The sequence below is a fragment of the Photobacterium sanctipauli genome, from assembly GCF_003026495.1.
Classification (GTDB): Bacteria; Pseudomonadota; Gammaproteobacteria; order Enterobacterales; family Vibrionaceae; genus Photobacterium; species Photobacterium sanctipauli.
Genome location: NZ_PYMA01000034.1, coordinates 1 through 15353 on the forward strand (window position 1 = coordinate 1; position 15353 = coordinate 15353).

14 protein-coding genes and 1 pseudogene are annotated in these 15353 nt (G+C 45.4%); 6 read left to right on the plus strand and 9 right to left on the minus strand.

Translation table 11 applies throughout. The features are described 5' to 3' along the window. The 3 genes and pseudogenes from C9I98_RS26075 to C9I98_RS26085 all read left to right on the plus strand — a co-directional run. The coding region (locus C9I98_RS26075; RefSeq protein ID WP_146153905.1) for an IS3 family transposase at positions 1-94 on the plus strand (94 nt) is incomplete at its 5' end. 14 nt (positions 95-108) lie between these two features. After that, a pseudogene (locus C9I98_RS26080) lies at positions 109-1017 on the plus strand (efflux RND transporter permease subunit); the annotation flags it as partial. Positions 1018-1253: 236 nt separating this feature from the next. After that, a complete protein-coding gene (locus C9I98_RS26085) occupies positions 1254-1625 on the plus strand; it encodes a hypothetical protein (protein WP_036829591.1) in 372 nt (123 codons plus the stop codon). Positions 1626-1764: 139 nt separating this feature from the next. Here C9I98_RS26085 and C9I98_RS26090 read toward each other — a convergent pair whose 3' ends face one another. The 6 genes from C9I98_RS26090 to C9I98_RS26115 all read right to left on the minus strand — a co-directional run bounded on the left by C9I98_RS26090 (position 1765) and on the right by C9I98_RS26115 (position 9187). Further along, positions 1765-3501, minus strand: a complete 1737-nt coding sequence (locus C9I98_RS26090) for an ABC transporter permease subunit (protein ID WP_036829592.1) — start codon at positions 3499-3501, stop codon at positions 1765-1767. 4 nt (positions 3502-3505) lie between these two features. Further along, entirely contained in the window at positions 3506-5023 is a 1518-nt protein-coding gene (locus C9I98_RS26095) for an ABC transporter substrate-binding protein (RefSeq protein WP_107272669.1), read from the minus strand. Continuing rightward, complete coding sequence (locus C9I98_RS26100; protein WP_036816546.1) at positions 5013-5846, minus strand: ABC transporter ATP-binding protein; 834 nt, start codon at positions 5844-5846, stop codon at positions 5013-5015. Before C9I98_RS26100 ends, C9I98_RS26095 begins: the two co-directional genes overlap by 11 nt. A gap of 8 nt (positions 5847-5854) precedes the next feature. Then, positions 5855-6616 carry an ATP-binding cassette domain-containing protein gene (locus C9I98_RS26105; RefSeq protein ID WP_036816548.1) on the minus strand — a complete coding sequence of 254 codons (762 nt, stop codon included), beginning with the start codon at positions 6614-6616 and terminating at the stop codon, positions 5855-5857. 171 nt (positions 6617-6787) lie between these two features. Next, the gene (locus tag C9I98_RS26110; RefSeq protein ID WP_036816556.1) at positions 6788-8092 is read right to left on the minus strand and encodes an MATE family efflux transporter; all 1305 of its coding nucleotides are present in this window, start codon (positions 8090-8092) and stop codon (positions 6788-6790) included. Between the two features lie 198 nt (positions 8093-8290). Next, positions 8291-9187, minus strand: coding sequence for an SDR family oxidoreductase (locus tag C9I98_RS26115; RefSeq protein ID WP_036816558.1), 897 nt, complete (start codon positions 9185-9187; stop codon positions 8291-8293). A 151-nt stretch (positions 9188-9338) separates the two neighbouring features. Here C9I98_RS26115 and C9I98_RS26120 point away from each other — a divergent pair, with 151 nt between their 5' ends. Beyond that, a complete protein-coding gene (locus C9I98_RS26120) occupies positions 9339-10223 on the plus strand; it encodes a LysR family transcriptional regulator (RefSeq protein WP_036816561.1) in 885 nt (294 codons plus the stop codon). A gap of 136 nt (positions 10224-10359) precedes the next feature. Beyond that, a complete protein-coding gene (locus C9I98_RS26125; protein WP_036816564.1) occupies positions 10360-11445 on the plus strand; it encodes an aminotransferase class I/II-fold pyridoxal phosphate-dependent enzyme in 1086 nt (361 codons plus the stop codon). Between the two features lie 56 nt (positions 11446-11501). Here C9I98_RS26125 and C9I98_RS26130 read toward each other — a convergent pair whose 3' ends face one another. Then, on the minus strand, positions 11502-12353 hold the full coding sequence (locus C9I98_RS26130) for a maleylpyruvate isomerase N-terminal domain-containing protein (RefSeq protein WP_158262716.1): 852 nt from the start codon (positions 12351-12353) through the stop codon (positions 11502-11504). Positions 12354-12457: 104 nt separating this feature from the next. Further along, a complete protein-coding gene (locus C9I98_RS26135) occupies positions 12458-13012 on the minus strand; it encodes a hypothetical protein (protein WP_152557110.1) in 555 nt (184 codons plus the stop codon). A 219-nt stretch (positions 13013-13231) separates the two neighbouring features. Between C9I98_RS26135 and C9I98_RS26140 the strand changes: the two genes are divergently transcribed. Next, a complete protein-coding gene (locus C9I98_RS26140) occupies positions 13232-14560 on the plus strand; it encodes a peptidoglycan DD-metalloendopeptidase family protein (protein WP_036819599.1) in 1329 nt (442 codons plus the stop codon). 76 nt (positions 14561-14636) lie between these two features. Here C9I98_RS26140 and C9I98_RS26145 read toward each other — a convergent pair whose 3' ends face one another. After that, positions 14637-15140: a lactoylglutathione lyase family protein gene (locus C9I98_RS26145; RefSeq protein ID WP_036819596.1), complete on the minus strand. Its 504-nt coding sequence runs from the start codon at positions 15138-15140 to the stop codon at positions 14637-14639. Positions 15141-15353 lie beyond the last annotated feature (213 nt).

The following is a 15353-nucleotide window of genomic DNA, read 5'->3' on the forward strand; positions in this document are numbered from 1 at the left end:
TGAGTACATTGAGGTTGATTATAATCAGACGAGAAGGCACAGTGCTCTTGGGTACCTAAGCCCAGTTAACTTTGAAAAGCAAAATGTCGCTTAATGAAGTGTCCAGTCTGGCTGGAGCAGATCAATCTGACAGTGACCGATCTGTCGAACGCTTTACGTGTTGGCTTTGACGGCAACCAAGTCACATCAACATGGCTGGGCGATCAGGAAGTCGATATCCGCGTTGTATTAGACGAGCAATTTCGCGATATCGATAAGCTAAATACAACCAAAATATACACGCCTGACGGGCACCCAGTACCATTAAGCCGGCTGGCGACGGTAGAGCAAATTCAGATCCCGCGCCTAATTAAACACTATAATGGCGAGCGTGAAGTGACCGTGTCGGCAGCATTGTCTGACGAAAAGATTAGCCCTCTCGCTCTCTCAAACGAATTGCTGGCAGCATTAGATGGTCAGTATTCCTCGAATGTGACCATTGATGTCGGCGGTGAAGCGGAAAGTACCAATGAAACCATGAGTGGATTTATGGTGGTATTCCCTGCTGCCATGGTCGCCATCTACTTTGTTCTGGCTGTCATGTTTAATTCACTGTTACAGCCATTGCTTGTCATGGCGGTCATTCCGTTCGCAATTCTAGCGTCATTGATGGCATTAGTGGTTCACATGCAGCCAATGTCACTATTTGGGTTGATTGGTGTACTCGGGATGACAGGCGTTGTCGTTAACAACTCCTTGGTGCTCATCAACCGAATCAATGAACTAAGGCAAGAAGGCGTTGCTGTATTAGAAGCCGTTACACAGGCAGCAGTAAGCCGATTGCGCCCTATAGTGATGACATCACTGACAACCGTCGCCGGCTTATTGCCGCTGGCATATGGCTTAGGTGGAACCGACGTCTATATGGGGCCAATGTCATTAACCCTTGGCTACGGTTCGCTGTTTTCATTACCCGTTGTTTTGATAGTTATACCAACCATGTACGCGCTGTTCTTCTCTAGGTCACAAAACGAATAACCCCTAGCTTGTCTTTATTTAAGGTGCCTCACTTTTACAACCCGTCTCAGTGAGGCACTTTGACATACCACCCACTCAATTTTTGCTTCAACACTCAAACAAGTGATTACGTTTCAGCCAATTACGCTCAAAGCCATGGTTTAGGCTTATATTCTCGCTAAAGTTAATGCCTATTCTCGAGTTAACGCGTAAACTTGAGCCAGTAATAAATCTCAGCAAGAACAGGAGAATCAAAAATGACTCATGAAACTAAAACAATGGAAGTGCCTGTTGCTATCGCAGATAGAGTACAGACTTTGATTGATGCCTATGAAGCCAAAGAAAAGTTCAATGCTGAGCGTAAGGTAGTAGTAAATGATTTACTTGCCATGGATAGCCTTGGTTGTGAGATGGCTGTATATAGTATGCCGCAAGGTGAGTTACTCGATACGCTACGTTTTGTGTATGAACTGTCTGGCACCAATAGCCGATTCATCAAAAACATTCTGACTCAGTCTCGTGAAAACCCGAAGAAAGCATTGTCAGACTCGCAAAGGGCATCAGCAAAAAGCATGCTGTTTAACCTGATCAACGACCCTTCTGTTGTGTCAGCGATGAAAGAACTTTAATTTCACAGACCCCCAATTCAAAAAAGGAGCTCAACTGAGCTCCTTTTATTTTGTTCGTACCTAATACTGATGAAAAAGTGGCTTTCGCCGAATATGCGCCACTAACAGAATAAGCGGCATTCACCGAATCCCCTCATAGTTAGTCATCAAACAGCAAGTTAATCGCCACAGCTAACATGACTAACCCCGCGATCGGCAACAAGACGCCTTGAGGTGCACGCTCGATATAAGGCAGGTTTTCCGCAATCAATAGCCCCCACTCTGGTGATGGCGGCTTAGCACCCAAACCAATGAAGCTCAATGAAGTTAGGCTCAATGTTATCACCGGAAGGCGTAACAACGCGTGCCTAATGAGTGGTGGAAGCACATAGGGGAGCAAATAGTATCGCAATACGCGTAGCTTGCTTGTCCCCCAGACTGGCGCAAGATGGGTATAGGGCTGTGCTTTGGCCTCTAGCAATAAACTCGCACAATGAGCAGCCAATGGTGCCCACGAAACTAGCACAATCGCAATCAGTGCGCTGTTCGGGTTCATGCCCGTTAGCCCAGCAACCAAAAGGCCCGCCACTATGTATGGCACACCCTTGGTAATCTCAATTAACCCCTGGCTATAACGGGTCACAAAGCCCAACAGCATTCCAATTATTAAGCTAAGGAATGTCGCCAGTATGCCCATTTTGATGGTAGAAAACATACCACTCCCTACCCTTGCGAGCATGTCACGACCAATGGCATCAGCACCAAATGGTGCCGTTAAGCTTGGCGACGCTAAACGCATAAACTGAATGGAATAAGGATCCCGTAGCAATGCCCATCCAGCACACGCAATCAAGACCAGGAAAATACTGGCGCTGGCAATGCGCTTGGAACGACTTTGGGTAAACTTGAAGGTGCTATGGCTGCTGATCAGCTTGCCACTGGTTAAGCTATGCCCTAATACCAAGCGTTGAATCAGAATACTCAAGCTGCTGATTAATATTGAGAATACCAACAGTACTAACAAGCCACCTTGTAGCAAAGGCAAATCTTGTGACTTAGCCGCGCCCAAGATCAAGCGGCCAATGCCTGGGATTGAAAAAATCTGCTCAACAGCAACCGCACCACCAGCCAGACCAATGACTATCATGGCAATCTGCGGGATCAGGTTACTTACTGCTCGATAAAGAGCAAAACGCACAATCTGCAGCTTGCTGACATTGGCACTTAGCCACGTAATCACCCAAGGCTCGTTCAGTACTCGCCTTAAGCTGTCATTCAATAGTCGGCTAAACAAACCACTTGCAGGCAAAGCCAGAGCTAAGCTTGGCAACCAGAGATTAGCCATGCCTTGCCAGCCATAGGGAGGCAACCACCCCAACCAAATTGAGAAAACAAGAATCAACAACGACGCAATGACATACTCGGGCAGAGAAACCAACACAGAGCTTAGGCTGTTATGCTGATTGTCGAGCTGATTTTTCTGCCAGCATTTAATGGTATAACAAACACTCAGTACGCATAGCACAAAGGTCAGTGCTAATGCGCTTGTCATCAAAAAGAGCGAGGTTGTCGCTGTCTGCTGCACACTCTGCATCACGGGTGAACCATCCACCCATGAATAGCCGAGATCACCTTGCATGGCATGGCTGAGCCAGTCCCACAACCTTTCCAGCGCACTCCTATCTAATTGGAGATCGACGCGGATGGCTTGCAGTGCTTCCTCGGTGATCAACTGCTGGTTACCTGTTCTTGCTCGGAGAATTGACTGAGTAGGATCGATACCCGCAATTTCAGGCATCAACCCAACCAATACCACTACCACAGCAAGTGACAGTAGCCGCGAGAACCAGGGCATAAGTGTGTATGACAAAGAACGCATGTTTACAGCAGACAGCATTGGGTTAGTTCACCTCAGTAAACTGAGTGATCAAACGACGCTCGCGAGGATCTCGCTCTGCATTATCGACACTTAAACTCTCACCCTGGATAACGCGCTCGTGAAGTAGCGGAATAGCAGCATACTGCTCAAGGATCTTACTTTCAGCTTCGATAATTGCCTGTTGACGCAGTTCGCCCAGCGGCTGACGGTCAGCATGTGTAAGTGCGGCGTCCACTTCTTCAGAACAGAACTGGCCAAGGTTGAACGAACCTTTACAGCTAAAATCACTTTGCATGTAGGCAACTGGGTCACCCGAATCTAGAACAGTCGCACGTGATAGCAGAAACGCGTCAAACTTACCTGCTAATGCATCGTTCTCGATTTGAGCGTATTCACGAACATCTAGCTCAACAACAAAGCCAGCGGATTCAAGTTGCTGCTTCAGCAAAACAGCGACTTCTGGTAGTTCTGCACGGTCGGTGAACGTACCGATAACAATTTTCTCGCCATTTGCACGGCGCAGTTCCATCGTTTCAATACGTGGGTTCTTTGCACGAACTGGCTCAGCCCACGCCAATGCAGGACCCAACAAGCCTTTCGCTAAATCAGCATGGTTTTCGTAAACAGTTTTGATGATTTGCTCACGATCAACAGCTTGTGCAGCCGCCTTTCGCAAACCAAACTGGCTAAATACCTCAGACTGATTATTGAGGTACAAGGTGTTTGTTCGAGGCATCGCCACTTCGTGAAGCAGCTCTTTGTCAATCATAGCGATTTGGGAAACAGGGACAGCTTCAACAACATCCGCTTTACCGGTACGCAGTGCTGCTGCGCGAGCAAAACCGTCTGGTACGTATTCAGCAAAAATTGACTCTACCTTGGTTTTCTCTCCCCAATAATCATCAAAACGGGCTAGTTTAGCGCTGGTTTGGCCGTTAATTTCGGTCAACACAAATGGCCCGGTACCCGCATTAGTTGGCACAACGCGACCATTTTCTTGATAGGCAGACGGCGTTAGGATTGCAAGCTGAGGGCTTGAGAGACGGCTTGGTAATAGCGGGTCGTTAAAAGTGGTTTTGATTTCTACCTTAAAATCACCCACCGCTTTCACTTCCCATTGGATACCATCCAAGATGCGAGGCTTCGGTGCCGCTGCCAGTGCTTTTTGCAACGAGTTAACTACCGCATTGGCATCCAGCGCAGAGCCATCATGGAATTTCACCCCTTCACGAACAGTAAAGTGCCAAGTCATCGGGTCAACTTGTTGCCATTCTGTCGCTAGCATTGGCTCAGCAACAGACTGATCGCTTAAGTTAACCAAGGTTTCGGCGGTACTCCAGCGCGACAGCTTAAAGGCATCATCAGATAACGGTGACAACCCTGTTCTTGGTGGTTGCATCATGGCAACTCGAACTTCCAATGATGGCTGCTCTGCCGCAGATGACTTGGCTTCAGATTGACTTTCGCCTGAATCAAAACATCCGCTCAATAATGTGCTCAAAGCAAGCGTTAATGCTAACTTGCGAGTACTAAGTTGCATACGAAACCTCTCCAATGGTTTTAGTTGGTGTATTACTGTTGTGTTGAGCACTCATGAGTGCTCGAGTGGTTAAATGAGATGGATTGAGTGCCACTGTCTTTGCACACCCGTGCTCAACCGCACGCCCCTGATCAAGCACGAGAATTTCGTCGCATAGGGCTTGGGCTGCATCGAGATCATGTGTCACTAAAATTAAGCGCATTTGCCGTGTCGATTGTATGTGCGCGAGTAAATCAAGCACTTGCTTACGGCTGACTGGGTCAAGGCTACTCGTTGGCTCATCAGCGACCAGCACACAGGGTTTGACAATCAGTGCCCTTGCAATCGCTACCCGCTGTGCTTGGCCAACAGATAACTGTTGAGGATTGCGGTCCAATAAGCTGCTTTCTAAACCAACATCCTCTAACACTTGTTGAACGCGCTCTTTCTGCCCTTCAACCACACCAATATTGATCAATGGCTCAATCAGGATTTGCTGCACGGTATAATACGGGTTCAAGCTTGCCTGAGGCTCTTGAGGAATCAGTTGAATGTGCTGACATAAAGCCTGTCGCTGCTTCGCAGAAGCACGAGATAGCGGGAAGCCGCAAACATACACTTCCCCTAAGCTTGGCTTACGCAAGCCAAAAAGCAGCTCAATCAAAGTTGACTTACCCGCCCCTGATGGGCCTACAATCGCTAGGTTCTGTGTCTCTATGCTCAAGTCCAATTGTTCGAGTGCTTTGAACGCTTTCCCCCCTAACCATCGTGGTGAGGAGTAGTAATGAACACTGACGTTATCAAAGCGAACCTGAGCGGATTTTAACGGATTGTGCTTATTCATCTTTCACTTCAAGACAAGAGTTGTTCAAGTTGCTGGCAAAATGGATGCTGGCTCTGACGTATGGCTTGGGTTGGCTCACCGTAAGCCACCATGGTGCTATCGGCTATCACCAGTAACTTATCGCATGCCAATGCCGCCGAGAGATCATGAGTAATTAAAATGCCGCCTATGCACCGCTGCTGAATACTGTTGCGAAATAGATTCAGGATTTCATTTTCTGTAATAGGGTCTAAGGCACTGGTTGGCTCATCCGCTATCACCAGATTGGCACTACCCAATAATGAAATCGCGATACAGATTCGTTGGCGTTGACCACCTGATAGCTGACTTGGGTACAAGGCTAGAATCGAATCGGGTTCAGCTAAGCCGAGCTGCGCCAACAGTTCCGTGACAGCGTCACGGTTAGTGGCATTTAGACGCGTTTTATTGACTGTTAGTGCCAAGCTTAATTGTTGTTCCACTGTCGCTAATGGATTCAACGCCTTTAACGCATCTTGAAATATGACGGCTGGTCGTTGCGTTTGAGAACGCTGAAGCATAGGCAGCTGGCCCACCTCGCTATCATTGAGCTGAACACTACCATCAACCATCACATCTGAAGGTAAAAAGCCTGCGATTGCTTTAGACAGCATTGATTTACCAATGCCAGATGGCCCCATAATGGCGAGTACTTCACCTTGGGATACATCAAAGTTTATCTCTTGGAATAACGTTCGCTTAGAATCCGCTAGACTCAGGTTGGTGACGGTAAGTAAAGGTTTTGAATTCACGACAGCACATCATGTAATAATATAACATAACAATACTATCATTTACGGTTGGGCATTAGAACAGCCCTGAAGGATTATTTAGGCTAGAGCTCGGTAAATTACGATTAATTCAGATCACAAAGGGCGGAGAACTCCGCCCTACAAGTCAGTAAGTGCCTATTTTAAAGCACCTTAATGGCACTTCTGTTTAACTTGGCCAATTGATGGGTAAAGGAAAACAAAGCGTCCTACGTAGAACAAAGTGAATGCAAGCCATAGTCCGTGATTGCCCCATTGCTCAACAGCGATGAACTGAACAGCAAGAAATACAAGCAAGGTAATGAAACTTGAGTTTCTCACCGGTCGCGTGGTACCTGTACCTGTAAAAATACCGTAGAAAGTTAGGCCATAGCCTGCCACTAGCGGGAACACCAGCAGCCAAGGGCTCATTGCCAAATAAAGCTCGACCAGTTCAGGTAAAGTCGTAAACAACATGACAATTTGTTGTTTAAATAGAATAGTCAGCAATGTAAGTACCACAACGAACGCCGTCGTCCATTGTGCGTTCAACTTAATGACATTATCTAGCAAGGCAGGGTTCTTTTGACCAACCGCTTTGCCCGCAAACACGCTTGAAGCATTCGCCACACCGTCAAACATGTAGCTGACGATAAAGGTCACCTGCATCAGGATTGCATTGGCCGCCAAGACATCCGAACCAAGTTGCGAACCAACACGCGCCATCATGTTGAAGAAGACAAGGATACAAACGGTACGCAGCAACAGATCCATATTCGATGACATAATCACCTTTAGATCTTTGCGGGACATTTTGGCTGTAGCAATATACTCAAGCAGCGAGAATTTGCATGTCTTCAAAACAAAACCAACACCAATCGCAAAAGTCGTGATTTGTGCAATCAAGGTCGCAACGGCAACACCAACAATACCCATATCGAAGTAAAGAACAAACACGATATCGAGCACAATGTTCAATACATTACCGAATACTTGGGTAAACAGCGTTTCCTTCGCTTTCGCCTGCCCCATTAACCAACCAATAAGGGTGTAATTAAGCAGCACAAAAGGTGCACCAAAAATCATGATATCAAAGTAGATCTTGGCATTTTGTCCAACCACCGCATCTGGCTCAATAATCCATTGCGCTCCACGCCAAATCAACGATTGCAAAACAATAAAAATCAAACCAACGCACAGCGCCAAGACAAACGGGCGAAACAAACTGCTGGCCTGATCAGCATGGCTGTTTTTACCCAATGCAATGGCACTTTGCCCCGTGGTACTGACACGGAAAAAGCCAAACAACCAGTACAAGGTGTTCATGATAACAGTACCAATCGCCACACCACCGATAAGCTCAGCAACGCCAAGTTTTCCGATGACGGCAGTATCAACCGCCCCGAGTAGCGGCTGGGTTACCGTCGAGACAATGAAGGGAAAAGCAATCTTAAAATAGTCTTTATGAGTCAGGTTCATTCTTGGTTAAAGCTAAATCTAGTGGGGTAATTCTGGGGCGAGGGTATCACAATAAATCACGTTAGTAACGATTCTCATTTGCAGTATTGATGTAGATCATTCACGAAAGCAGGCTTTTGAAGGGAGCGTCTAGCCATTTATGCTGTACTCATACACAGAAAAGGGCCGCGAAAGCCCCTTTGTTATACCCACTAGCAATTACAAGTTAGCGAGCTTTTGTAGTTCTGTCTTATTCGCTTCTAGCCAAGCTTCAAAGCTTTGTGGTTTCCTACCTGTCAGTTGTTCGAAAGCTTCACTTGTACCATCTGATAGGTTTTCGCGGTTGTGGTGATCCATGGTGGTACATAGCGCAATAATAGGTTCAGGCAAACCGAATGTTTCAAGCTGCGACTGGTACTGATCATCCGTTAGGTTAACCATGTTGATTGATGTACCTAGCACCTTATCCATTAACTGGGCCATTTCAGCATGTGTCTGTGATTTCCCACCATTCAAAAGCAAAGTCACTATTCCTTTGGCAGGACTCACCAAAGCGGCAGCGGCGGCATAAGCTAAGTCTTTTCGAGACAATTGTGCACTTCGACCTTCTTCTGCAGAGGTTAGCCAGTGGCCTGTTTGTAGAATACTTGCGAAGTACTCTGGGATATTTTCGAAGTACCAGTTGTTGCGCATAATGGTCGCGTTTGCAATAGCGCTGTCTTTAATCGCTTTTTCGGTTGCTTCATGCTCATGGGCAAATACAACAGGTGACTGCTCTGCTGCTGGCATAGAAGTATAAGCAATATGCTCTACCCCAGCTTGTTCTGCCGCAGCAACTGCATTCAGATGTGGTTGGGTACGAGGCCCAGCAGCATCAATACTAATCAAAAGTAAACTGCTTGCCCCTTTGAATGCTTCAACCAAGGAGTCAGGGTTGGCAAAGTCAGCTTCACGCACATCAACCCCTTTGTCAGCCAGCGCTTTTAAACTCTCTGCCTTGCGGGTAGTCACTATGAGTTGGCTTGGGCTAACAGCAAAATCTTCAAGCAAGTAAGACACCACTTGCTTACCTAATTTACCCGATGCACCGGTAACGAGAATTTTACGATCTGACATATCCATTTCTCCATCTATTCACTGATTCTTACGGTCATTGCCATTTGAAATGGCTTGCCGCTGTTGATGAAGTAACTATATCGTTTGTTATTTGATAGATAATTAGGCTTTAGATAAACTCATTGTTAATTCCAGCTAAACAATAATAACGATGATCTCACTAGATGACATGATGGTTTTCGCTAAAGTGGCGGAAAAACAATCTTTTACTCAAGCAGCCGATGATCTTGGAATTGGTAAGGCACGTGTATCCCAGATTGTTAGCAAGCTAGAGCAAGCACTGAATACCCGTTTATTGCACCGTACAACACGGTCACTTTCACTGACGGATGCTGGCGCGCATTACTACGAAAAGTGCAAAATGATTGGGGATATCGCAACCCAGGCAAACGCTGAAACCCAAGACGTTAACCAAGTCCCCAGCGGCACTATTAGAATATCCACCCCAAGTACGGCCCTGGTCGATATTTTGAGTGAGTTCCTGCATCGCTACCCTGAGGTCAGGCTCGATATCATAGAAAGTGATAGCTACAGCAACTTAATCGAGTCGCGTTGTGATATCGCACTTCGCGCTTCTTCTACCCTTGAAGATTCCAGCTTATACGCCGTTAAACTGGGTTATTTTTGTGACATGATTTGTGCCTCTCCAACATACCTTGCCACGGTAGGTACCGTTGATACGGCTGATGACCTGTTGCGACTCGATTGGATTAGCCACCATATCGTCCATGGCGATAAGCAACTGACATTCACCAATAACCAAGGCCAAACAACACATCTTGCACACACTCCCAAAGTACAAGTGCGAACAGCAGCATCAGTCAAAGAGTTCGTACTCAATGATTTGGGCTTTGCCATCATGCCTAGCTTCATGATGAAAGAAGAGTTGGCACAGGGTAAATTAATCCGCCTCCTACCGGAAATTCATGATCTTCAAATTCCGATTTATGCGGTATATCAAGAAAAAGCATTCATGCCACTGCGTGTTCGAGCTTTGATTGACTTCTTAAAGCAAAAAGAAAATGCGTTTGGTTAAATTTAGAAACAAAACAAATAATTGATAACTAGATACTTGATAAAACTGCCGAACGGTAAATGTCGGAAAGTGACCTATTTTAAAAATTTGTCTCACTTCACCCTTGGTATAACAACGAATACCGTGGAATCGCATCGTGAAGTTAAATCATGAACTAAGACAAGAACAAGCCTCCTATGTGTCGCACTCCTATATTATCGACTGCGCACTAGGCTCTAATCCTTTTGGCTCACCACCAATTGCAGCAGAGTTTCTACCGGAGCTCTTAAAAGACATTGATGAGTATTACAGCTTTGAGCACCTTGCAGAATTGAGCCACCAAGTTGGGCAATACCTCGGGGTAAATAGTCAGGATTTAACGTTTACTAACGGATCTTTAGGTGCACTGGAGCTTATTTTCAATAAGCTTATCGACCGCCAGCACAGGACCATGATTGGTATTGGCCCGCAATTTGTCGAAGCTGTGTCTGAATTCAAACTCATAGGCGGTCACTACGAAGCGATTGATATGTTTGAATTCAATGACGAACGGGATCTTTTCGGGGCTTTAATCAACAAGATACACTGTGATAAACCCGCCATTGTCTACATTGATAACCCAAATAACCCTACCGGTAGAATTTACGATAAAGAGAACCTGATAAAGCTGTGCCAAGCTTGCGAGCAATCGGAAAGCCTACTTATAGTTGATGAGGCCTACGGGGAATGCCTACTCGACAGGCAAACCATGGCACAAGAGTGCAAAAGTTTTCCAAACTTGGTCGTGGTTAGAACATTCTCGAAAGGGCTTGGACTTGCAGGGCTTCGCCTTGGATACATTGTCTCCTCGCCAACAATCACCCCCTATTTGAAAGAAGCGGTGGCGCTATTTACCCCAACACTACCTGCAATGAAAATCGCCAGCTACATCCTGCCCAACGCGAAGTTATTTGTTCGGAACAACAACCAAATGATAACGGCATATAAACAACAAATGACGGCATTTTTGGAAAAGTCAGGTTTTGAGGTACTGCCGAGCTCCAAGCAAACTCCCATCATGTTAGTTCGCAAGTCGGGTGACAATGCTTCGGCTTACCTAAAATCGATTGGTGTATCATCATGCTGCGGTACCCATTTTCAATCAACCAGTACTCGGGTTAATCACGAATATGCAAGGCTTCGTATCGTGGGCAACGAACGTAACCTTGAGCAGCTGGCTCTCCGGCTTCATACGAACAGTTAATACAAGGGGGCAACTGCCCCCTTACCAAGCGCAGATCTGACAACAGCTCAAAAGACTTAAGACATCACCGCAACGACCAACAATAATTGATTGGTAACTTCACTATCACCAACCGCTTCAAACTCGATAGCTTCTTTCAGCTTGCTATTGGTAACCAACTTGCAGAACTCTTTCTGATCGATTTTCACTCTGTTTGAGGTTTGTTCAAGCTTACCTTCAACAAAACCCGTTGAGTGTGCTTTTTTCTCCAGAAAATACGTACCACCACAAGTGCCTGTTATTTCAATCGCTACAGTAAATTCAGCTCTATTCGATTGATTAAAGGCAACCGGTAACGCCTTAATAAATGAATCAATAATTGGCTGGAAAAATCGCGTCTCATACAGCGGTCCTTCTCTTCCAACCGCATCACGAATTTGCATTTGATGATGCCATTTCTCGGTATACTCTCGGGCGATATCAAACCAATTTTCAGATTGAGACTCACCAGCCCAATCGACAGGAAACAGCGCTTTTTCATGAAGTTCTAATGTGCCCAAAAAATCGACTAATTCATCACCAGATGATTTTAGAAGTGAAAGCAGCATGTTCGGGCTCAGACGACGAGTAGCTAGAATCCAATCGCGGTTTTGTGACTGAATGAATTCAACAAGATCTTCACGAGAATGAATCTCTGGTGCTTCAGAGAAATAATGATCCCGGTCCATGGCGAGCCTTCTCAAGGAAGTATCAATCAAATGGCTAACAAGATCTTTAACGCTTCTTCCTTTCAGGCAGGTTTCTTTTTCCCACTCGTCCTGGGAAAACCCCTCTAACAGTTCGATTAACCCCTGGTTTAACTCTGGGAAAATATCCAGAACGTTGATCACTTCTTGCTTGGATGATATTTCGGTGTGGCTTGATTCCATAGCTGACTCGCTTAGATATTCACTGAAGCAACTGCTAGTACTCCAAAAAACATGCAGCATTATAAAATCACATAGCCATATTTTTCTGTCAATATCAGACCAAGCTAGAACGCATACTCATCACCTTCCAGATTAAGGCAGTTATTGTTGTAAATCATTTTAGATAATGCGTCTTGAGGAATATGGACTTTTACACCATCACTATAAGTCACATCCACAGAAGAAACCCTGCCGCAGGCAATGTTGTCATTACCTTGCCATACGCCACGCCAAAGTGGGTGCGCCCCCTGCCCTGATGGTAACGGTTGGTTAAATTGAAGGTGCTTTTCCACCTTTGGTGCTGAAATACCAACTTGTTCTCTTCCGCTTAGTTCATAAGCTTGCACATTAAAGCGAACAGAGGTGACATCAAGAGGTGAGGTATTTCTAAAATAGACCCTAAAACCAACATTGCCTTTACTATCAGGCAATGTTGTTCCGTAGTTGGTAATCGCGATAGGAACATCCGGGTTACTCTGGGCTTCAACCTCAAATTGGCTTTGCATGGTGCACCCTGCCATTAGGAATACGCTGAGTAATAAACTGCTAGGCAACCAGCGGGACTGTTTATTTAACTTTGCTTTAATTGCTATTCCATCAAGCAGCTCAGGTATATTCACTATTTTTCGACCTCTACTCACCAACGTAATCTAACCAACTTTGACTAACTAATAGCAGACTTCAAAATAGGCTTTTGGTTCCCTCTACAAATTACTGACTGCTATATTTGAGTACGCTTCCATCAATTACACTGTATGAAACAATTATTTAAACAATGCCTCTGCCAATAGCACTCTGGGTATGTTATAACATCACAAAATCACTTTTATAATTTAACAATGAAGTTTCTCAAACCCGCTCTTGCCATCGTTGCAACCGGTTCACTCACTATCGCCGCAATTTTACCTACAACAAACGATACTAAACGCGAGATCGCAGTTGAATTAAACGCAAAAGAGCTCAAGCAAGTTGAAAGCGCTATCATGCAATCTGAGTCAAAGCCAACGCAAAATATCGCCACTTTACCTGTAGAGCCACCAGTAATTAACTCATCTATTGAAAATATCAACTATATCGTAAAAGTAGGTGATAGCCTGAGCAGCATCTTAGCGCGATGGAACATTCCTTACACGACATTGCAAAAGATATTGGAAACCGACCTCGATTACCTTCACCTTGATACGATTAAACCCGGTGATCACCTAGAGCTTGAAATAGATACCCTCTACGACTCACTGGTTGAGTTTGTTTATAACCAAAGCATTATCGAGCGTGCAATTTACCGCTTAGAAGAAGATGGCAACTACAGCTATAAGTTTGAAGAACGCCCTTCAGAATGGGTGAATAAGCTGTATACCGGCTCGATTCAAGGTAGCTTTTCTCTTTCGGCTCACAAGCAAGGACTAACGTCTAACCAAATCGCTAACATTACCCGAGTGTTAGCCAGCAAAATTAATTTTGCCAAGGAGCTAAGAGCCAATGATCAGTTCAAAGTCTTGATTGCCGAGCAACACGTGGACAATCACAAAACAGGCAGAACAGAAATCAAAGCTATCGAACTGAATGCCCATCGCAAAACCATATCCGCTTTCATTGCTGATGACGGTCGCTTCTATGACAGAAACGGTGAGAGCCTAGAGCAAGCTTTTGATCGCTTTCCTGTCGATAAGCAATTCAGACGCGTTACATCTCATTTCAACCCACAACGCAAGCACCCAGTCACCGGCCGCATTAGCCCGCATAATGGTACTGACTATGCGACACCTGTAGGCGCGCCAGTGTATTCCATCGGTGATGGCAAGGTCATAGCGGTGCGTAATCACCCCTATGCTGGCAAATACCTGGTGATTGAGCACAACAATATCTACAAAACACGATACCTACATTTAAGCCGCTTCCTAGTAAAGAAAGGCGATGAGATTAAACGGGGCCAAAGAATCGCACTATCTGGCGCAACAGGCCGCTTAACAGGCCCACACTTGCACTTCGAACTGTTAGTACGTAACCGTCCTGTTGATGCCTATAACTATGATTTGCCGCTTGCATCAAGCATTAGCAATGATCACTTGGCTAGCTTTGAACAGCTGATTGATGAATTTGATCACCTCACGTCTAATGAGCCAAGCCAAACCGCTAGTAGTTCAGTAGTCAGCAATACGGCTTCTTAACCGTCTATAAGACGCATTGAGCCAACCTTTCGGTTGGCTCTTTCATTATTAGGCAAATAACTTAAAGCAGACATAATTATGAGTTGTACGCACCACTTGAATAGTGCAATTCATAACTATGTGAATAAATCTCAAGAATATTGCCAAACGGATCTTCCATGTAGATCATGCGATATGGCTTTTCACCAGGATAGTAATACCGTGGTGCTTTCATTCGTTTTTTCCCGCCCGCAGCTACAATTTTTTCGGCAAGCCCTTCCACATCAGGGTCTTGCACACAAAAATGGAATATCCCGGTTTTCCAATACTCGAAGTTATCTTCAGGGTTAACTTGGTTTTTAAACTGGAAAAGTTCAACACCAATTCGGTCTCCTGTAGACATATGGGCAATCCGAAAGCGCTCCCACCCTGCTCCGAATACATCTGTGCACATTTCACCTATTGCAGAATCATCTTCCACAATTTCTGTCGGCTCCATAATCACATACCATCCGAGTACCTCGGTATAGAACTTCACTGCCGCTTCTAAATCGGGAACTGAAATCCCGATATGGGAAAACGTGCGTGGGTAAGGGTTCATCGTATCACCTCTTTCTCAAGTTAAGGCCAACACATATTTACGGTGCCTGTGGCAATAACGATCATAGTCAGAACTGATAGCGACAAACAAAAAGTAGGGTGAGGCGTTACCGCCTCATCCCTCTTACAGAACCGTACGTACGGACCTCGTATACGGCTCATGCACGTTTCCATTCAGCGTAATTGCTGAACACATACCCTGTCTTTACATGTT